The organism is Crossiella sp. NPDC003009 (genome assembly GCF_053591555.1).
Map to the genome: position 1 here is coordinate 47640 of NZ_JBSFUA010000033.1, position 18812 is coordinate 66451.

Genomic DNA, 18812 nt, shown 5'->3' on the forward strand with positions numbered 1-18812 from the left:
GGGTGCCGGGCCTGCTCAAGACCGGTCGCCGACGGAAACCGGCGCGCTGAGCGCGGTGTGCACCCGGAAGCCGTCGGCCACCGGCTCGCGCCAGCCGGACAGGCCGAGGAAGGCCCGGCCGTCCTCCCGGAAGTAGAGCTCACCGGCCACCGCCTTCGGCCGCGCGGGCAGCGCGTCCAGCCAGTCCCTGGCCTGGCCGAGGTTGCCGAGGCGGGTGAAGCCGAAGAAGCCAGGGCTCGCCGACCGGGCGCCGACCCGGCCCAGTCGGTGGTAGGTGCGCGGCCCGGAGGAGTAGCCGGGCGGCCCGTCCAGGCCCCACAGCGACCAGGGCTCGGCGTCGGTGGCCCACTGGCTCCAGGTCAGCACCGAGGCGCCGTCCACACTGGGCAGACAGGCCACCCCCAGCAGGTCTTCCGGCCACTGCTGCCGCCGCCACCGGCTGACCCAGGCGGCCACCGCGGCGCGCTGCCAGTCGCCGCCGGTGTGCGCCAGCTCGACCTGCACGGACTTGGCGCCGATGTCGTAGATGATCATCACTGGCTCCCGTCAGCTGACGTACGGGCGAACGGTCCGGGCCTCGCGCAACGCCAGCGCCCACCACACCAACTCATCCAGCAGGGTCACCAGGGCGATCGCCCCGCCGCCCTGCGCGCGCGGCCTGCCGTACTCGTCGAAGGCCAGCGCCCCGCCGGGGAAGCTGACCGTGTCCCGCAGGGTGACCGCGCGCAGCTCGGCGAAGACCGGCCGCAGCTGCTCCACCGCGCGCACCCCGCCGCCCAGGCCGCCGCCGTGGGAGATGAAGGCGACCGGTTTCGCCTGCCAGGGCAGCACGTGCCAGTCCAAGAAGTTCTTCAGCACCGCGGGAAAGCTGTGGTTGTACTCGGGGGTGACCACCAGGAAGGCGTCCGCCTCGGTCAGTCGCGGGGTGGTCCTGGCCAGGATGGCGGCATCGGCCGGGCTCGGGTCCCAGGTGGGTCCGGCCAGGCTGAGCGGGATGGTGGCCAGGTCGAACAGGTCCAGGCTCAGCTCGGCCCGGTCCTCGGCCTGCCCGCACACCCAGTCGGCGACCTTCCTGCTGCGGCAACCGGCGCGGGCGCTGCCCACCAGCACGGCCACCCGGACGAGGTCGGGGATCATGGCCACAGTTACCCAGAGCGGCCCTGGACCAAATGTCATACATGTGACCTGGGTCACAATGACCCTTCGGTCCGACCGCAACTACCGCAGCGCGGTCCGCAGTCCGTCCCGCCCGGCGATGCCGAGCTTGCGGTAGGCGCTGGACAGGCGCAGCTCCACCGTGCGCACCGACACCGCCAGCCGGTCCGCGATCTCCCGGTTGCCGTGCCCGGCCCGCGCCAGCCTGGCCACCTGTTCTTCCTTGCTGGTCAAGGCTTCCGCCGGCCCGCCGAGCCCGCGCAGGGCCACTTCGGCGGCCCGCTGCCCCCGCGGATCGCCGACCCGCTCGGCCAGCGCCCGCGCCACGCTCAGACTGCTCCGCGCCGCTGACAGCTCCTTGCGCCTGGCCAGCCGAACCCCCAGCTCGTAGCGCACCAGGCTCAGCTCCCGCCGGGCCTGCGCCACCTCCAGCAGCTCGGCCGCCTCGCTCAGCTGCTCGACCTCGTCCCCGCCGCGCACCACCGCCACCGTGGCCAGCGCCGCGCCCAGCACCCTGGGCTCACCCCACCGCTGCGCCGCGGCCAGCTCCTGCTCGGCGAGGTCAACGGCCAGGTCCTCCCGCCGGACCGTCATCGCGGCCAGCGCCGCCCGCCCGCGCCAGGGCGCGATCGCCGGGTTCACCACCCGCTGCGCCAGGAAACCCCGCCCGCCGGCCAGGTAGTCGCGCAACCCGGCCTGCGCCTGCCCGGCCGCCACCCGCACCGCGCCGCGTGCGGCCAGCAGCATCGGCCGGCAGGGCGCCCGCCACTGCACCGCCGCGTCGAAGTCGTGCCGGGCCAGCAACGCCGCTGCCTGGTCCACCGCGTCCATGCCCACCAGCACCTCGGCCAGCCATCCCGCCGACACCAGCCGCACCGGCCGCGACGCCGGCACCGTGAGCAGCTCCTCCAGCGCCGCCCGCGCCCCGGCCAGGTCCCCGCGCTGCACCGCGATCCGGGCCCGCACCCGCAGCATCATGGCCAGCCGGTGCTCGGTCCCAGCCAGCTGCGGGTCGACGTCCTCGACCAGCCGCGCGCAGTGCGCGTCCGCCGCAGTCAGCTCACCGGCTGCGGTCAGCGTGACCAGCGCCCGCCACACGCAGATCGGGTCGTCCCGGCACGGCGGCCGGCTCAACGCGACCTCGGCGAAACGCACCGAGTCGGCCCAGTTCCGCCCCTGCACCATCAACGAGGTCGCGCGCAACGCGGCGCAGTCCTGATCCGTGTCCACTGCCGGCCACGGCGTGCCACTGGCCAGCTCCCGTGACCGGGCCCCGGACTCCGCGCGCATTCCGCATGATATTCACACCGGGACGCCGAAGTGGTCGAATGGCAGGGCCAGGAACCCACCAGTGGAGAGGTCGTCATGACGGACGTCGAGCAGGCGCGGGCCAGGTTCCAGGAGCTTCGTGAGCGCAAGCACCAGGTCACCCCCGCGGAGCTGGACGAGCTCTGGGCGCAGCTCCCGCCGGTGCCCGCCGAGGAGATCCTGGGCCGCTGGCAGGGCGATGAGTTCAGCACCGGCCACCCGCTCAACGGCCAGCTCGCCGCCGCCCGCTGGTACGGCAAGGAGTTCCACTCCCTGACCGACGCCAAGCCCCTGCTCTGCCGGGACGAGCAGGGCGCGCTGTACTCCAACGTCGAAGCGGGCCAAGGCGAGGCCAGCCTGTGGAACATCGAGTTCCGCGGCGAGGTCACCGCCACCATGGTCTACGACGGCCAGCCCATCTTCGACCACTTCAAGCGGGTGGACGAGCGCACCCTGCTGGGCATCATGAACGGCAAGCACACCCAGCCCACCGGCGAGCACTTCTACTTCTTCCTGGAACGCGCCTGATGCGCGGCCACCGCACCCGCGTCCTGACCACCGCGGCCTGCCTGCTCGCTGCCCACGCGCTCGCCGCCACGCCCGCCGCCCTCGCGGAGCCCGCCGGCGGCCGCTGGCTCACCTCCTGGGCCCAGTCCCAGCAAACCCTGGCCCCGCAGACGCTGGACAACCAGTCCATCCGCATGATCACCCACCTCAGCCAGGGCGGCCCGGCCCTGCGCGTCCGCCTGCAGAACGAGTACGGCACCACCCCGCTCACTGTCGATGCCGCCGCGGCCGGTATCAGCGCGGGCCAAGGCGCGGTCGTCCCCGCCACCTCCCGCCCCATCCGCTTCCACGGCCGCCCCACCGTCACCGTGCCCATCGGCGGCGAAGTCTGGAGCGACCCCGTCCCGCTGCCCATCCGCGCCCAGGACGACCTCGCCGTCAGCCTGCACCTGCGCGGCCAGTCCCGCCCCAGCGCCCACCAGGCCGCCCTGCGCGAGAACTACCTCACTCCAGCCGGTTCCGGCGACCGCGTCCACGACCCAGCCCCGTACCCCCTCAAAACCGGCTCGACCTACCTGGTCAGCGCCGTGGACGTGCGCACAACCCAGGCCGGCGGCACCGTGGTCGCCTACGGCAGCTCGGTCGTCGACGGTCACGGCAGCACCAGCTGCGGCCCCGGCTGCACCGCCGTCAACCGCCGCTGGACCGACGACCTGGGCCGCCGGGCCAACGAACTCCCCAGCCCGCAACGCTTCGCCGTGGCCAACGCCGGCATCGGCGGCACCACCAGCGCCGCCACCTGCCCGCTCACTCCACCCCCGGTCGCGCCTCTGCACGGCCTGGCCCGGTTGGACCGCGATGTGCTGTCCCTGCACGGAGTCACCGCGGTGATCTACTACTACGGCACCAACGACCTGGCCTTCGGCTGCCGCGCCCCAGCCATCCTGGACAGCTACCGCGCGGTCTTCGCCCGCCTGCGCGCCGCCGGCATCAAGATCCACGCCGTGCCGATCACCCCGCGCCCCGGTTATACGGCCCAGCAGAACCAGGACCGCGCCGAGATCAACGCCTTCGTCCGCACCGGCGGCAACTGCGCAGGCGCCTGCGACAGCGTCCTGGACTTCGACCAGGTCCTCCGCGACCCGGCCAACCCCAACACTATCCGCGCCGACTACGACAGCGGCGACGGCATCCACGCCAACCAGGCCGGCCACGCCGCCATGGCCAACTCCGTCCCCCTCCCGCTCACCGCGGACTGACCAGCCCGGTCTCATACGCCACGATCACCAACTGCGCCCGATCCCTGGCATGCAGCTTGCTCAGCAACCGCCCGATGTGCGTCTTCACCGTGGCCACACTCAACCGCAAGCTCTGGCTCAGCTCCACATTGGACAGTCCCCGCGCGATCAGCACCAGCACCTCACGTTCCCGCTCGGTCAGCCCATCCAGCTCCCGGGCCGGTGACTGCGCGGGCTCAGGCCGCCGAGCGAACTCCGCGATCAACCGCCGCGTCACACTCGGCGACAACAACGCCTGCCCCTCAGCCACCACCAAAATCGCCTGCAACAACTCGGCAGGCGGCGTGTCCTTGAGCAGGAACCCACTGGCCCCGGCCCGCAACGCCGCGTACACGTAGGAGTCCAGGTCAAAGGTGGTCAGGATCAACACCCGCGGCCCAGCCTCCGCCCCCGAACACAACACCCTGGTCGCCTCAATGCCGTCCATCTCCGGCATCCGAACGTCCATCAGCACCACATCAGGCTTCTCCCGGCGAGCCAACTCGACTGCCGCCACCCCATCAGCGGCCTCACCCACCACGGTCAAGCCGGGCGCGGACGCAACCAGTAAAGCGAAACTACCGCGCACCAACGTTTGGTCATCCGCGATCAACACCCGAACAGTCACCGCTCACCCCCCAGCCCCACACCGGCGACCCCCACCGCAGACCACAACCCCCTGCCAGCACCGCAGCCACCCAGCCCCGCCGACCCCCAACGCCGCCAGCCCCCGTCACGATGGTCGAGCACACTCCCATCCCGGTACGCCCTCCTGTCACCAGACCCGCTCCCACCGCCGCGCGCCTCCGTCGCCGAGTCGCGCCCCGCCGCCAAGCCCAGCCCCGCCAACGAGCCCGCCCCCAACATCGCTCGCGCCTCGTTCGCCGCGCGCACCCCGAACGCCAAACCCAGCCCCAACCTGTCTCCATCATCGGGGCCGCCCCTCAACATCGGGCCACCTTCCATCACCGGGCCGCCGCATTGCCGCGCACGCCTGGTTCGCCGCCGTGCCTGGTCGCGTTGCCGCGCACGCCTGGTTCGCCGCCGTGCCTGGTCGCGTTGCCGCGCACGCCTGGTTCGCCGCCGTGCCTGGTCGCGTTGCCGCGCACGCCTCGTGCGCCGTGGCCAGTTTCATCGCCGCCCACGTCCCCAGCACCGTGGCCGTTTCCAGCACCGTGCCCGTCCTCAGCACCGTAACCGTTCCCGCCGTGGTCCTTCCCGCCGCCGCGCCCGTTCCCGCCGCCGAGCACCCCACGACCTCGCGGCCCGGCCCAGCCAGCCACCGCACTCACCCCGCCCCACCGATCGGCAGCCGCGCGCACACCCCGAACCCGCCACCGGCCAACCGCCCCGTGGTCAGCCTGCCGCCATAGGCCGCGACCCGCTCCCGCATCCCGACCAACCCGTGTCCGCCCCCGCCCTCGACCACCGTCCGCCTGCCCCCCGGATCGGTCACCTCCACAACCACCTCGGCGCCGTCCTCGCGCAGCCGCACCTGGCAGTTCCCAGCCCCGGAGTGCAGCACCACATTGGTCAGCGCCTCTTGCACGATCCGGTACACCGCCTGCTGCACCCCCTCCGGCAACTCCAGTTCAGCCACGTCCAGCTGTACCGTCACCCCGGCCGACTCCGCCAACTGCGCCAGCCCGGACAACTCGGAAAGTCCTTGCACGGGACGCAGTTCCACGTCCGCGCCGTCGGCGGAGCGCAGTACGCCCAGCATGCGCCGCAGGTCCGCCAGCGCGTCCCGGCTGGTCGCCTCGATCACCGCCAGCGCGGCCTTGGTCTCCTCCGGCTGGGTGTCGGCGACGTGGTTGGCCACGCCCGCCTTGACCGCGATCAGGCTCATGCTGTGCGCGACGATGTCGTGCAGGTCGCGGGCGATCCGTAATCGCTCGGCCAGCACCACCCGCTGTTCGCGCTGCTCGGCCAGTACTGCCTCGTCCCGCTGGCGGAACTGGGCGAACCGGCCCATCGTCCACGGACCGGTGGTCAGCAACACCGTGACCAAGATCCACAGGATCGAGCCGAACAGCGCCGGTGTGATCGTGACGAGCATGGACAGGCCCATCAGCGACATCGAGCGGCGGCGGGGCTCGACCAGTGCGACCAGGTACAGCACCAGCGCGACGGACACCACGGCCAGCTGCCCGATCTGCAGCAGCGCGGCCACGGTCGCGAAGGGCAGCAGCACCAGCAGCGCGCCCAACGGCCAGCGGCGGCGCACGATGACCGGCACGCCCACCCCGAGCGCCACCAGCCAGGCCAGCCACTCCGGGCCGGTGTACGGCACGACCACGCCGGAGCTCATCGTCAGTGCGGCGGTGACCACGGTGATCGTCGCGCCCACCACGATGTCCAGCCCCACGAGGTAGGCGCGCTGAGCGCCACTGTCCACACTGGGCATTCCCTCACCCTGCCACAGGGCTGGTGGCTTGGGATCAGCCCGAGGTCTGTCCGACCACGGTATGACGTGCACCGCCCCGGCGGCTCCCGGCCAGACCACGGTCGGACGCCAAAGACCAGGCCGTGCTCCGATGGCAGCGGCCGCCGTTTCCGGGACCGTTCTGGGCATGACACAACCCACCTCCGCGGTGCGAGCCAGAGGGCTGACCAAGACCTACGGGGCAGGCGTGCGGGCGCTCGCCGGCGTCGACGTGGACCTGCACCGCGGCCGGTTCACCGCGATCATGGGGCCGTCCGGCTCCGGCAAGTCCACCCTCATGCACTGCGTGGCCGGGCTCGACCGGCCGAGTGACGGCCGGGTGTGGGTCGGCGAGACCGAGCTGACCGAGCTCTCCGACGACGAGCTGACCGTGCTCCGCCGCGACCGGATCGGTTTCGTCTTCCAGGCCTACAACCTGTTACCCACGCTGACCGCGCTGGAGAACATCACCCTGCCGTTCGCACTGGCCGGGACCAGGCCCAAGCCCGGGGTGGTCTCGACCGTGGTCGGCGCGATGGGCCTGGCCGACCGGCTGGACCACCGCCCGCACCAGCTCTCCGGCGGCCAGCAGCAGCGGGTGGCCTGCGCCCGCGCCCTGGTGACCAACCCGGACGTGGTCTTCGCCGACGAGCCCACCGGCGCGCTGGACTCGGCCAGCTCGGCCGAACTGCTCGGCTTCCTGCGCCGCAGTGTGGACGAGCTCGGCCGCACCGTGGTGATGGTGACCCACGACCCGGCCGCGGCCGCCTATGCCGACCGGGTGCTGTTCCTGGCGGACGGACGACTGGTCGGCGAACTGCACGAACCGACCGCGGAGCGCGTGCTGGACCGGATGAAATCACTGGAAGGGGTGACCGCCTGATGTGGCGGACCATGCTGCGCGACCTGGTGGCGCACAAGGGCCGCGTGGCGATGACCCTGGTCGCGATCACCCTCGGCGTCACCGCGGTGGTGGGCGCCTGGGTGGTCAGCGACTCGATCGCGACCACCATCAGCGGACAGGGCGGGCGGACCGGCGTCGGCCTGAGCGTGCGGGCCGACCGGCCGGACACCCGGCTGCCGGAGGCGGAACTGGCCCGGCTGGCCGCGCTGCCCGGCGCCACCGCCATCGGTGTGCGCACCGGCCAGGCCGGACTGCCCGGCCCCGACGGCAAACTCGTCCGCACCCGCACACCCCTGGGGCACACCGGCACCGGCTGGGACGACACCGGCCGCTTCACCCTGCTCTCCGGGCGGCCACCGGCCGCGGCGGGGGAGATCGCGGTCAACCGGGTGGAGGCGGCGCTGGCCGGACTCGACGTCGGCGCCCGCACCAGGGTGCTGCTCGCCGGTGGCCGCTGGGAGCCGGTCACGGTGGTGGGCCGGTACGACTACCGCACACTCGGCGAGGACGACCAGCCCGCGGTCGCGCTCGCCCCGGTAGAGGCAGAACGCCTGCTGGGCAAGGGTTTCCGGCGCGTCGAGCTGGCCGGCGTCACTCCGGCCACGGCCGCCGGGCCCGGTCGGGTGGTGCAGACCGGGGCGGAGCTGGCCGAGGCCGTCGACGCCGATCGGGCCGAGGGCCTGATGGACCTGCGGATCACCCTGCTGCCGTTCGCTTTTGTGGCGTTGATGGTCGGCATGTTCGTCATCGCCAACACCTTCGGCATGCTGCTCATCCAGCGCACCCGCCAGCTGGCCCTGTTGCGCGCGGTCGGCGCGCGGCAGAGCCAGGTCCGGCGCACGGTGGTGCTGGAGGCCACCCTGCTGGGCCTGGTCGGCGGCACCCTGGGCGCCGGGACCGGCGTCGCGGTCGGGCCGCTGATCATCGGGGTGCTCCGGCCGGGCGAGCACATCGAGTTCACGGTGAGCCCGCTGGCCATCCTGCTCGGTTACGCGGTCGCCATCGGCACCACCGTGGTGGCCGCCTACGGCCCGGCGCGACGGGCCGCCAAGGTGTCCCCGATGGCCGCGCTGCGCACCGACCCGACCCCGCCGAGAGCCACCCGGCGGGCCCGCACCCTGGCCGGGCTGGCGGTGCTGGCCACCGCGCTGGTGGCCGTCCTCGCCACCGCCGATCCCAGCGCGGACACCCTGCCCCGCATCATCGGTCTGAGCGCCACCGTGGTCGCCGCGCTGGGCGTGCTGCTGCTCGCCCCGGCGCTGGCCGCGCTGGTGCTGCGCCCGCTGAGCCGCTTCGGCAGCCCGGCGCTGCGACTGGCCATCCGCAACGCCGCCGGTGATCCGCGGCGCACCTCGGCCACGGCCACCGCGATCACCATCGGGGTCGCCCTGGTGTGCGCCTTCGCCACGCTCAGCGCCACCTTCGGCGACCTGATCGCCTCCACCACGCGGGCCACCGTGCCCACCAGCACCACGGTGATCCGCCCTGCCCTGAAAGGACAATCCCATCTGACCAGGAACGACCTGTCCACAGTGGACAAAGTGTCGGCGGCGGAAACGGTGGTGGCCGCGCGTGAGGCGCTGGCCGAGCTGGCCTACGAAGGCGGCGGCACCCGGCGGGTGGTCTCCGCGATCGACCCGGCCGCCTTCGGCACGGTGCTCACCCCCACGGTCACCGACGGCGTGGCCGACCTCCGCAGGGGCGCGCTGATCTCCCGCAACCAGGCCGACATGCTCGGCCTGCGCCTGGGCGAGCAGTTCACCATGACCTTCGACGGCGTCACGGTGGCCAGCACCGTGGCCGGGGTGTACGAGGCCACCGAGCTGCAGGCGAGCATCTACTTCGACCAGGCGCAGGTCCCGCCCGCCCTGCAAGACAAGATCACGACCATCTACGCCACCGGCCCGGACCCGGCGGCCACCCGCGCCGCGGTGCTCGCCGAGTTCGCCGACCGGCCCGATGTCACCGTCACCGACCAGGCCGGCTTGGTCGCCGAGGGACAGGAGACCCAGCGCCTGGCATTCGTGATCATGTACGCCATGTTCGCCCTCGCCGTGCTGATCTCCCTGTTCGGCGTGGTCAACACCCTTGCGCTGGCGGTCATGGCCAGGGTCCGCGAGCTCGGCGTGCTGCGCGCGGTGGGCGCCACCCAGAGCTTGCTCCGGGCCGCGATCCGCTGGGAGAGCGTGGTGATCTGCCTGTTCGGCGCCGTCCTCGGGGTGCTGCTGGGCGTCGGCTCCGGCGCGGTGATGCAGCACGCGATGCTCGGCCAGTCCCTCCTCGACGCCACCGTCCCCTTACCCGTGGTGGCGCTGGCCCTGGCCGGCCTGGTCACCGCGGGCGTGCTGGCCGCCATCTGGCCCGCCCGCCGGGCGGCAAGGGTCGACCTGCTGACCGCGGTGGCCAGCTAGGTCGCCTCCCGGGAACCCTCCCGGCACCCGCGTGCCACGCTCCGATCACACGACCTGGCAGGAGGCGGACATGATCGAGCAGCTCGCGGTGCCGGGCGGGCAGGCCCTCCCGGCCGGGCACCACAGCCTGGCCTGGGGGGTGCGGGCGAACGAGGTGCCCGGCACCCTGCACGTGCTGTCGGTGACCGGGGGGATCACGGTCGGGCCCCGGGAGGGGCGGCAGATCGTGTTCGGCCGCAACCGCCCGGACGTGCACGTCTGCGTCGGCGAGCACGACCGGCGGATCAGCCGCCACCAGGGTGCGCTCACCCGCCGGGGCGACCGGTGGTGGATCAGCAACCTGGGGCGGTTGCCGCTGCGGCTGCCGGGAGCCCGGCTGCTGTGCAACCAGGACGAGCCGATCCCGCTGGCGGCCGGGTACACCCCGCTGTTCGTTCGCGGCACCAGCGGCCGCGAACACCTCCTGGAGGTCCATGTCCGGGCCCAGGATGGCGAGGGTCCCGACATCCAGCACGGGGCCTCGACCAGCCCGCCGCACACCTGGGCGCTCACCCCGGCCGAGAAGCTGGCGCTGGTCGTGCTCGGTCAGCGCTACCTCCTGCACGAGCTGTACCCCAACCCGCTGTCCTGGCGGCAGGCCGCCGAGCACCTGAAAGAGATCCGCCCCGAGGAGGACTGGACCCAGAAGAAGGTCGAACACCTGGTCCTCGGCGTCCGCAACCGGCTGAGCCGCGGCGGCGTCCCGGGCCTGACCAGAGAGGAGGTCGGCGAACCCATCGGCAACACCCTCAACCACAACCTGATCCGCGAACTGATGGAGAACACCACCCTGGTGCCCCCGGACCTCGGCCTGCTGCACGACTGAACGCCAGTGGCGGGACCGGCCGGACCGCGACTCATGGTGCTGGGCGCGGAGCCCGGGATCAGCGACGATGGCCGGTATGAGTTTCACCCTGGTGCTGGTGCCGCCGCAGGCCGAGGAGACCCTGGACTGGCCCGCGCGGCTGGCCGAGGCAGTGCCCGGGATCCGGGTGCTGCGGCCGGAGACGGCGGCGGACACCGTGGCGGCGCTGCGGACGGCGGACGCGGTCTACGGCGCGCTGCCGCCGGAGCTGCTGCGGCACGCGCGGCGGCTGAGCTGGTTGCAGGCGCCGCAGGCCGGGCCGCCCGCGGGGTTCTACCACCCGGAACTGATCGCGCATCCGGTGCAGGTGACCAACATGCGGGACACCTACACCGACCACGTGGCGGCGCACGCGCTGGCGCTGGTGCTCGCGCTGGCCCGTGGGCTGCCCCGCTACCTGCGCGACCAGACCGCGGCGCGCTGGGCGCCGGACTGGGCGCCGACCGCGGTGCTGCCGCTGGCGGAGGCCAGTGCGCTGGTGGTCGGGGTCGGCGCACTGGGCAGCGAGATCGGGCGGCTGCTCGCCGCGTTCGGTACCAGGGTGACCGGGGTGGACCGGCGGCGGCTGGACCTGCCGACCGGGTTCTCCGAGCTGCGACCGGTGGGCGAGCTGGACTCCTCGCTGCCGGAGGCGGACCTGGTGGTGCTGACCGTGCCGCACACGCCGGACACCGAGGGCATGTTCGACGCCCGGCGGTTCGCGCTGTTCCGGCCCTCGGCGTACCTGGTCAACATCGGGCGCGGGGCCACCGTGCGGCTGGACGACCTGGTGGCGGCGCTGGATGCCGGTCGGCTGGCCGGGGCAGCGCTGGATGTGTTCGAGCAGGAGCCGCTGCCCGCGGACCATCCGCTGTGGCGGCGGGCGGATGTGCTGCTCACCCCGCACGTGGCCGGGGTGGGGCCGCACGCGGACAGCAGGCGGTTCGCGGTGTTGCTGGAAAACGCGAAGCGCTTCGCGGCCGGGGCCGAACTGGTAAACCTGGTCGACAAGGCGCAGTGGTCCTAGTCGAGAACCGGGCGGGAGACGGCTGGTGAGCCTGAGTTTCGCGGAGGTGGTCGAGCAGCACACCGGGGCGGGGTTCGTCGACCGGGGCTGGCTGCGCGCGGAGGTCGAGGCCGCCCTCGGCCGCGGGCACGTGCTGGTGACCGGGGAGCCGGGGGCCGGCAAGACGAGTCTGCTGGCGGCGCTGGCCGAGGGGCATCCGGACTGGTTGCGGTACTTCGCCCGGCGGGACAGCCGAAGCGTGCTGGCCGGGACCGACGTGCAGTCCTTCCTGCTCGCCGTGGGGCACCAGCTGGCGCGGCAGCGGCCGGAGGTGTTCCAGCCGGAGCGGCTGGGTGTGGTGGTGCGGCAGCGGGTGGAGAACGTGGCCGCCGGTGGCCGGGTGGTGGGGGTCCGGATCGAGGACCTCACCGCCTCGCCGTTCCACCGGACCGCGGTGCTGGAGGTGGAGCAGCGGCTCGGCGGGGTGGCCGGGTCGGTCAGCGGGGTGGAGATCGGGCGGGCGAACCTGGAACCCCGGCTGCTGGAGCCGGACAACCTCGCGCACCTGGCCCTGCTCGACCCGGCCGAGGCGTTGCGCCGGCTCGACCCGGCGGCGCGGATCGTCATCCTGGTCGACGCGCTGGACGAGCTCGCCGGGAGCAGCCTGCTGGACTGGCTGGCAGGGGGGCCGGAACTGCCGTCGAACGTGCGGCTGGTGCTCAGCTCGCGCCCGCACGCCGAGCTCGGCCCACTGCGTTCGGCCCGTGCGCTGACCGAGGTGCCCATCGACCCCGGGGCCGCGCAGGTGAGGGCGGATCTGCTTGCCTACGCGGCGAAAGTGCTCAGCGCCGAGCCGGTCGCGAGCGCGGTGGCGGCCAGGGGTGAGTTGCTGGACCAGTTTCACCGGAACGTGGTCACCCGGGCCGCCGGGAACTTTTTGTACCTCGCCACCTATGCCCGTGCGCTGGCCGAGGGCGATCCCGCGCTGACCCAGCGGTTGCTGAGCTTCGACGGCATCCCGCCCGGGCTCAACGGGTTGTACGGGTTCTTCGTGGAGACCGCGCGGGCCGACCTGCGGCGGCTGGGCCAGTTGGAGATCCGCGAACCGACCGGGCCCGAGGACCGGCTGACCGATCCGTGGCTGGGACTCGGGCAGCCGATCCTCGGCGTGCTCGCGGTCGCCCGCGAACCGGTCAGCACGGCCGAACTGCTCGCCCTCGGCGGCATCCGGGTCTGGCCGAGGGCGGTGCGCGCGGCACTGTCCCGGCTGCGCTGGCTGCTGGCGGAGCATGCGGACCGGATCAGCCTGTACCACCCCTCGATCGGCGAGTTCCTGTGCGGCGACGCGGCCCACCGCGACCATCCGGACTGCGCGGTCGACGAAACCGAGTGGCACCACCGCATCGCGAGCCACTACCGCGGCGGCGCGCCGAGCTGGGCCGCGCTGGACTGGTCGGCGGTGGACCGCTACGGGCTGCTGCACCTCGCCGAACACGTCACCCGCGCGGGCGGAACCTTCGCCGCCCAGGCCGCCGAACTGGTCTGTCCCGGGCTGCGCCAGGCCATCGCCGCCACGTTCGGCAGCGACCGGCACTTCGCCCGCTGCGTCGACCTGGTCGCCGAACGGATGACCCCGAGCCTGCCGGGCACGCTCTACCTCGGCGTGGTCCGCCGCCAGCTCCGCCGCACCAGCCGGGGCCTGACGCCCAGGGTGCTCGGGCTGATGGCCCGGCTCGGTCAGGCCGGCCAGGCGCTGGAACACCTGTGGGCGTTGCCGCCCTCGCTGCAACAGTTCCAGAGCGCGCGGGAGATCCACCGGCATGCGGGTGGCCAGCGGGAGCTGATGGTGGAGACCGCGCTGACCATTCCGGCGGACCAGGTGGCCAGGGGGACTCCGGCCAAGGCACTGCCGTTGGAGGAGGCGGCGCTGGAGTTCGCCGGGGACGACCTGCCGCGGGCGCTGCGGTTGTGGGCGCACGCGCAGCGGGGGCAGAGCGGGAAGGGGATCTGGGCGCCGGACGCGCTGTACCGGGCGGCGGCCAGGGTGGCTGAGCCGGCGGCGGCCCGTGCGTTGCTCGGGGAGATCAGCGGGTGCCGGGCGGGGGATTGGCTTGACCTCGCGGCACGACTGGCACAAGACGGCGCACCGGACACACGGGCAGAGGCTGGAGTGGAGGATGGTCGGGCTGGAACGGGGGATGGCCGGGCTGGAGTGGAGGATGGTCGGGCTGGAACGGGGGATAGTCGGGCTGGAGCGGGGGATGGCCGGGCTGGAGCGGGGGATGCTCGGGCCGGGGTGCGGGATGCGCTGGCCGAGGCGGTCGCTGAACTTGCGCGTGCCCAGCCTGGGGAACGACTGCTCTGCTTGGCGCGGCTGGCCGTGGCCCAGCCCGAGCGGGCGCGGGAGCACCTCGCGCGACTGACCGCCGAAGCCGCCGCCGCGCCGGAGGGCAAGCACGATGCGAAGCAGGAGCTGGCCGCTGGGCTGGTCGGCGCGGCAGCGGTGCCTGGGCTGGATGCTGTTGTCGCGGAACGGTTGCTGGCGCGGCTGGAGACCTTCGAGGTCTGCGGGTTCATCGATGACTCGTGTCTGAGCGCGGTGCGGTTGCTGGCGGCCTGGGGCGCGACCGGGCGGGCGAGGGCGTTGCTTCAGCGGGTGATCGGCTGGAACGGCACGCTGTGGACCCGGCGGAAGGCCAGTGTGGTGGTGGCCCAGTTCGATCCGGTGGCGGCGCGGGGGCTGCTCGATCCGGGGGAGGTCACTCCTGCGGGCGAGCCTGGTTCGTTGCGACGGATGCGGCATGAGGGGGATCTGAGCAACCTGGCCATCGGGCTGGCTCCGCTGGACCTGCCCGCGGCACTGGCCACGATGCGGGAGATGACCGACCATCAATGGTCCATTGTGAACAATGACCGGTGGACGACGGCGGCCGTGATCGGCCAGCACCTGCTGGACTCCGGCCGCCGCGAGGAGGCCGAGGCGGTGCTGGCGGAGATCCAGCGGGACAGCGGGCAGGCCCCGGCGCTGGTTGATGTCCGGCCGACGGGGCCGTACCGCGTGATCGGCGGCGCGCCTCCGGACCCGCTGGCCAAGGTGAGTACGGCGACCTACCAGTTCAACCACACCAGGGACTGGATGTGGTTGCGGGAGCGGCGTTTCCACCGGGATCCGGCCGAGGTGGTCCGGGCGATGAGTCCCGATTCGTGGTCGGTGGGCAACCCGCACACCTGGGGGCGGGTGGTGCGGGTGCTGGCCGAGACCATCGCCGAGACCGAGCCGTCAAGGGCCGCGGCGCTGGTGGGCTCGCTGGTTGATGCCGGGGAGCGGGCGATCGGACTGGCGGCGCTGGGGCGAGGGGCGGCAGCCGCGGAGGCGCTGGGCCGGGTCGCGGCGTGCGAGTGGCTGGGGGCGGATCAGGACGGGCAGCCCTTCGCCTATGTGCGGGCTGACCACCGGGCTCGGTTCGAGGTGGCCGTGCGGTTGCTGCGGTGGTGGCCGGAGCAGGCGCTGCGGATGCTGGACGGGAGTGGGGCGCGGTACCTGACCCATGCCTGCGCGCTGAGCTACGCGGTGCTGGGCGGGTTCAAGCCGCCCTCGGGTGGTGATCCGCTGCTGGTCGACATCGTGCGGGCGCGGCAGGGTCTTGCTGGTATTGAAGATCCGCTGTACGCGGTGCTGGGGGAGCGCGCGGGCTTTGGCCGGTTACGGGAGTTGTTCGGCACGCCGCGGTTGCCGGCTGCGGCTGGCTTGATCGCCTACCTGGCGGAGAGCCATGACCTGCGTGGGCTCGCGGTGGAAGCCGTTGCCGCCGCTCACACCAGCTCGCCGGCCATCCGGGTGGTCACCCTGCTCCAGTTCGCCCGCTGCCCAGCCGTCGCGGACCTGGTCGACCCGGCCGAACTGCACGCGGAAGCCCTCCGGCTGGATCCGCGCGACCCGCTGGTCAGAGTGGAACGCGACGAGGTGCTCACCCGGCTGTTCCCGGTGCTGCTCGGCACCGACCCCGCGCTCGCGCTCGGCCACCTCTACCAAGCCCTGACCGACAACTGGGACCACGCCATGGCCCTGCTCGAACACGCCGCCGTGCCGATCACCGCGACCCTCGGGCCGGGGGCGGCCGGGGTGCTGCACGAACGGCTCCGGCTGGCGGTGGCGTGTGTGGGCGAGGTGCCAGGGGAGCTGGACGGGGTGCGCTAGACCAGGTTGCGGCCGATCCACTCCAGCACCGCGTACAGGCGTTCGGCGAGCTCGCGGCCGGGGGTGGTCAGCGCGTAGCTGACCTTGGGCGGGGTGTCGGGCTCGACCGAGCGGGTGATCAGGCCGTCGCCGACCAGGTCGCGCAGGTTCTGCGAGAGCATCTTCTCGCTGATGCCCTCGACCTCGTCGCGCAGTGCGGCGAACCGGCGCGGGCCCTCCAGCAGCGCGGCCAGCACCAGGATGCCCCAGCGGCTGGTGACATGGCCGAGGACCTCGCTGCCCGCGCAGTTCACGTGAAGACGGTCACGTGTCACCGGAGCCTTGCCCTGGTCTGCCTGCGAGCCAACCGTCACCTCCGGAGCTTACCTGAAAGTGCGTCCTTACCAGCGCGGATGGCACCGCCTAACGTCCGGGACATGGTGCGAGACAACAACATCCTGGTGACCGGCGCGACCGGCAACGTCGGCGGCGCGCTGCTGCGGCAGCTGCTGGCGCGCGGCATCACCCCGCGGGTGCTGACCCGCGACCCGGCCACCGCCACCCTGCCGGCCGGCGTGCCGGTGGCCACCGGCAGCCAGTCCGATCCGGCCGCGCTGGCCGCGGCGCTGGACGGGGTGGACTCGGTGTTCCTGGTCTGGCCGTTCGACGACGTGCACCGGGCCGCAGCGGTGGTGGCGGCGATCGCGGCGCGGGCCCGGCGGATCGTGCTGCTGTCCTCGGCCGCCGTGGACGACACCGCGGACCCCCAGCCCGACCCGATCGCCGAGCACCACGCGCGCATCGAGCGGCTGATCGAGGACAGCGGTCTGGAGTGGACGTTCCTGCGCCCGTTCGGCTTCGCCGCCAACACCCGGCAGTGGATCGGGCAGCTCCGGGCCGGGGACGTGGTGCGCGGCAGCCACGGCGAGGCCGGGTTCACCCTGGTGCACGAGGCGGACCTGGCCGAGGTCGCGGTGCGCGCGCTCACCGAGGACGGCCACCAGGGCGCCAGGTACCTGCTGAGCGGGCCGGCCGTGCACACCCAGATCGAGCAGGTGCGGATCATCGGCGAGGCGCTCGGACGGCCCTTGCGCTGGCAGGAGATCCCGCCGGGCGAGGCCAGGGCCGCCGCGCTGTCCTGGCTGGATGAGTCCATTGTGGACACTGTGCTGACCGGGTACGCGGCCATGGTGGACAACCCGTTGCCGCCCACCGGCGTGCTGGAGCAGCTGCTCGGCCGGCCGGGGCGGAGCTTCCGGGAGTGGGCCGCCGAGCACGCGGCGGAGTTCGGCCGCCGGGCCGAGGTCAGCCGGTGACCGCGGCCAGCACGTCCCAGGTGGCCATCGCGGCGTCGACGACCGCGGCCAGCTCTGCCCGGGTGGCGCCGCTGCGGGCCTGGATGGACAGGCCCTGCCACAGGGTGTTGTAGAAGGCGGCCAGCGCGTCGACATCGGCATCGGCGCGCACGTCGCCGTCGGCGATGCCGCGGATCAGCCGCTGCCGCAAGGCTTCCTGGGTCTCCCGGCGCAGGCCGGCCAGGAAGTCGCGCACGCTCTGGTTCTTGGGTGTGTACGTGGTCGCGGCCAGCACGATCATGCAGCCCGCCGGTTTCGCGGGGTCGGTGTAGGCGCGCACGTTGACCCGCAGCACCTGCTCGAAGGCCGCGCGCGCGGTGGGTTCCTCGCGCAGCGCGCGGGCCGCGGCCTCGCCCTCGGTCTCGTCGTAGTAAGCGACCGCCTCCCGGAACAGTTCCTCCTTGGTGCCGAAGGCGGCGTACAGGCTGGAAGCGTTGATGCCCATGGCCGCGCTCAGGTCGTTCAGCGAGGTCCCCTCGTAGCCGTGCTCCCAGAACACCTCCATCGCGCGGCGCAGGGCCGCGGTGCGGTCGAACGCTCGTGGACGGCCCCGGGTGGCCATGCCGAACCCCTTTCTGTAGCGATCGACCCAAAAAGCGTTGACAGGCCGCTCGGCTGCACGATACCAATTGTGTAGTGATCGACCCAGAAATGAGGGGACATGCCGGAACTCGCAGGTAAGGTGGCTCTGGTCACCGGGGGCAGCCGTGGCATCGGCGCGGCCATCGCCAGGCGGCTGGCGGCCGACGGGGCTGACGTGGCGCTGACCTATGCCAGCGCCGCGGACCGCGCGCGGGCCGTGGTCGAGCAGGTCGAGGCCGCCGGTCGCCGGGGCCTGGCCATCGCCGCGGACAGCGCGGACCCCGCGGCGGTGGTCGGCGCGGTCGAGCGGACCGTGGCCGAGCTCGGCCGGATCGACATCCTGGTCAACAACGCCGGGATCTTCCGCTACGGCACCGTCGACGAGGTGGACCTGGCGGAGGTCGACCGGACGCTGGCCATCCACACCCGCGCGGTCTACCTGGCCAGCCAGGCGGCGGCCCGGCACATGGCGCCGGGCGGCCGGATCGTCAGCATCGGCAGCTCGCTGGCCGAGCGGGTGCCCTACCCGGGGGTGGCGCTGTACGCGATGAGCAAGTCCGCGCTGATCGGCTTCACCAAGGGCCTGGCCCGTGACCTCGGCGGGCGGGAGATCACGGTCAACCTGGTGCACCCCGGCTCCACCGACACCGACATGAACCCGGCCGACGGCCCGCAGGCGGAGGAGGAACGCGGCTTCACCGCGCTGGGCCGCTACGGCAGCCCCGAGGACGTGGCCGCCTCGGTCGCGTACCTGGTCGGGCCCGGAGGCAACAACATCACCGGCTCCGCGATCACCGTGGACGCGGGCGCGAACGCCTGAGA

Annotated in this window: 17 protein-coding genes; 9 read left to right on the forward strand and 8 right to left on the reverse strand. The window is 73.1% G+C overall.

What is annotated here, in order from left to right; genetic code table 11:
- Positions 1-15: 15 nt before the first annotated feature.
- The 3 genes from ACWDY5_RS28435 to ACWDY5_RS28445 form a co-directional block, all read right to left on the reverse strand.
- Positions 16-534, reverse strand: a complete 519-nt coding sequence (locus ACWDY5_RS28435) for a hypothetical protein (protein ID WP_449725223.1) — start codon at positions 532-534, stop codon at positions 16-18.
- Positions 535-546: 12 nt separating this feature from the next.
- Positions 547-1137, reverse strand: a complete 591-nt coding sequence (locus ACWDY5_RS28440) for an NADPH-dependent FMN reductase (protein ID WP_449725224.1) — start codon at positions 1135-1137, stop codon at positions 547-549.
- An 81-nt stretch (positions 1138-1218) separates the two neighbouring features.
- The gene (locus ACWDY5_RS28445) at positions 1219-2445 is read right to left on the reverse strand and encodes a helix-turn-helix transcriptional regulator (RefSeq protein WP_449725225.1); all 1227 of its coding nucleotides are present in this window, start codon (positions 2443-2445) and stop codon (positions 1219-1221) included.
- 75 nt (positions 2446-2520) lie between these two features.
- Between ACWDY5_RS28445 and ACWDY5_RS28450 the strand changes: the two genes are divergently transcribed.
- Together ACWDY5_RS28450 and ACWDY5_RS28455 are read left to right on the forward strand one after the other, a co-directional pair.
- A complete protein-coding gene (locus tag ACWDY5_RS28450) occupies positions 2521-2991 on the forward strand; it encodes a DUF4334 domain-containing protein (RefSeq protein WP_449725226.1) in 471 nt (156 codons plus the stop codon).
- Entirely contained in the window at positions 2991-4229 is a 1239-nt protein-coding gene (locus ACWDY5_RS28455) for a GDSL-type esterase/lipase family protein (RefSeq protein WP_449725227.1), read from the forward strand. The genes ACWDY5_RS28450 and ACWDY5_RS28455 overlap by 1 nt, the downstream gene beginning before the upstream one ends.
- On the opposite strand, the gene ACWDY5_RS28460 is transcribed toward ACWDY5_RS28455, so the two are convergent.
- The 3 genes from ACWDY5_RS28460 to ACWDY5_RS28470 form a co-directional block, all read right to left on the reverse strand.
- Positions 4216-4875 carry a response regulator gene (locus ACWDY5_RS28460; RefSeq protein WP_449725228.1) on the reverse strand — a complete coding sequence of 220 codons (660 nt, stop codon included), beginning with the start codon at positions 4873-4875 and terminating at the stop codon, positions 4216-4218. The two genes, ACWDY5_RS28455 and ACWDY5_RS28460, sit on opposite strands and share 14 nt — an antisense overlap.
- A gap of 337 nt (positions 4876-5212) precedes the next feature.
- Positions 5213-5356 carry a hypothetical protein gene (locus tag ACWDY5_RS28465; RefSeq protein ID WP_449725229.1) on the reverse strand — a complete coding sequence of 48 codons (144 nt, stop codon included), beginning with the start codon at positions 5354-5356 and terminating at the stop codon, positions 5213-5215.
- Between the two features lie 179 nt (positions 5357-5535).
- Positions 5536-6654, reverse strand: coding sequence for a sensor histidine kinase (locus tag ACWDY5_RS28470; RefSeq protein ID WP_449725230.1), 1119 nt, complete (start codon positions 6652-6654; stop codon positions 5536-5538).
- Positions 6655-6820: 166 nt separating this feature from the next.
- Here ACWDY5_RS28470 and ACWDY5_RS28475 point away from each other — a divergent pair, with 166 nt between their 5' ends.
- The 5 genes from ACWDY5_RS28475 (at position 6821) to ACWDY5_RS28495 (ending at position 16074) form a co-directional block, all read left to right on the forward strand.
- Positions 6821-7555 (forward strand): ABC transporter ATP-binding protein, encoded by a 735-nt coding sequence (locus ACWDY5_RS28475; RefSeq protein ID WP_449725231.1) that lies wholly within the window; start codon positions 6821-6823, stop codon positions 7553-7555.
- The gene (locus ACWDY5_RS28480) at positions 7555-9987 is read left to right on the forward strand and encodes an ABC transporter permease (protein WP_449725232.1); all 2433 of its coding nucleotides are present in this window, start codon (positions 7555-7557) and stop codon (positions 9985-9987) included. The genes ACWDY5_RS28475 and ACWDY5_RS28480 overlap by 1 nt, the downstream gene beginning before the upstream one ends.
- 70 nt (positions 9988-10057) lie before the next feature.
- Positions 10058-10852 carry an FHA domain-containing protein gene (locus ACWDY5_RS28485; RefSeq protein WP_449725233.1) on the forward strand — a complete coding sequence of 265 codons (795 nt, stop codon included), beginning with the start codon at positions 10058-10060 and terminating at the stop codon, positions 10850-10852.
- Between the two features lie 76 nt (positions 10853-10928).
- Complete coding sequence (locus ACWDY5_RS28490) at positions 10929-11897, forward strand: D-2-hydroxyacid dehydrogenase (protein ID WP_449725234.1); 969 nt, start codon at positions 10929-10931, stop codon at positions 11895-11897.
- 25 nt (positions 11898-11922) lie between these two features.
- Positions 11923-16074: a hypothetical protein gene (locus tag ACWDY5_RS28495; RefSeq protein ID WP_449725235.1), complete on the forward strand. Its 4152-nt coding sequence runs from the start codon at positions 11923-11925 to the stop codon at positions 16072-16074.
- Here the strand turns inward: ACWDY5_RS28495 and ACWDY5_RS28500 are convergent.
- Positions 16071-16367 (reverse strand): winged helix-turn-helix transcriptional regulator, encoded by a 297-nt coding sequence (locus tag ACWDY5_RS28500; RefSeq protein WP_449725236.1) that lies wholly within the window; start codon positions 16365-16367, stop codon positions 16071-16073. The genes ACWDY5_RS28495 and ACWDY5_RS28500 overlap by 4 nt on opposite strands.
- Before the next feature lie 123 nt (positions 16368-16490).
- On the opposite strand from ACWDY5_RS28500, the gene ACWDY5_RS28505 reads away from it, so the two are divergent.
- Positions 16491-17369 (forward strand): SDR family oxidoreductase, encoded by an 879-nt coding sequence (locus ACWDY5_RS28505; protein ID WP_449725237.1) that lies wholly within the window; start codon positions 16491-16493, stop codon positions 17367-17369.
- Here the strand turns inward: ACWDY5_RS28505 and ACWDY5_RS28510 are convergent.
- Positions 17359-17970, reverse strand: coding sequence for a TetR/AcrR family transcriptional regulator (locus ACWDY5_RS28510; protein WP_449725238.1), 612 nt, complete (start codon positions 17968-17970; stop codon positions 17359-17361). The two genes, ACWDY5_RS28505 and ACWDY5_RS28510, sit on opposite strands and share 11 nt — an antisense overlap.
- 99 nt (positions 17971-18069) lie before the next feature.
- Here ACWDY5_RS28510 and ACWDY5_RS28515 point away from each other — a divergent pair, with 99 nt between their 5' ends.
- Complete coding sequence (locus tag ACWDY5_RS28515; RefSeq protein WP_449725239.1) at positions 18070-18810, forward strand: 3-oxoacyl-ACP reductase family protein; 741 nt, start codon at positions 18070-18072, stop codon at positions 18808-18810.
- Positions 18811-18812: the final 2 nt, after the last annotated feature.

Coding starts and splice junctions, on each gene's coding strand:
- ACWDY5_RS28435 (WP_449725223.1), bottom strand. CDS start 534: ATGATCATCTACGACATCGGCGCCAAGTCCGTGCAGGTCGAGCTGGCG.
- ACWDY5_RS28440 (WP_449725224.1), bottom strand. CDS start 1,137: ATGATCCCCGACCTCGTCCGGGTGGCCGTGCTGGTGGGCAGCGCCCGC.
- ACWDY5_RS28445 (WP_449725225.1), bottom strand. CDS start 2,445: ATGCGCGCGGAGTCCGGGGCCCGGTCACGGGAGCTGGCCAGTGGCACG.
- ACWDY5_RS28450 (WP_449725226.1), top strand. CDS start 2,521: ATGACGGACGTCGAGCAGGCGCGGGCCAGGTTCCAGGAGCTTCGTGAG.
- ACWDY5_RS28455 (WP_449725227.1), top strand. CDS start 2,991: ATGCGCGGCCACCGCACCCGCGTCCTGACCACCGCGGCCTGCCTGCTC.
- ACWDY5_RS28470 (WP_449725230.1), bottom strand. CDS start 6,654: ATGCCCAGTGTGGACAGTGGCGCTCAGCGCGCCTACCTCGTGGGGCTG.
- ACWDY5_RS28475 (WP_449725231.1), top strand. CDS start 6,821: ATGACACAACCCACCTCCGCGGTGCGAGCCAGAGGGCTGACCAAGACC.
- ACWDY5_RS28480 (WP_449725232.1), top strand. CDS start 7,555: ATGTGGCGGACCATGCTGCGCGACCTGGTGGCGCACAAGGGCCGCGTG.
- ACWDY5_RS28485 (WP_449725233.1), top strand. CDS start 10,058: ATGATCGAGCAGCTCGCGGTGCCGGGCGGGCAGGCCCTCCCGGCCGGG.
- ACWDY5_RS28490 (WP_449725234.1), top strand. CDS start 10,929: ATGAGTTTCACCCTGGTGCTGGTGCCGCCGCAGGCCGAGGAGACCCTG.
- ACWDY5_RS28505 (WP_449725237.1), top strand. CDS start 16,491: ATGGTGCGAGACAACAACATCCTGGTGACCGGCGCGACCGGCAACGTC.
- ACWDY5_RS28510 (WP_449725238.1), bottom strand. CDS start 17,970: ATGGCCACCCGGGGCCGTCCACGAGCGTTCGACCGCACCGCGGCCCTG.
- ACWDY5_RS28515 (WP_449725239.1), top strand. CDS start 18,070: ATGCCGGAACTCGCAGGTAAGGTGGCTCTGGTCACCGGGGGCAGCCGT.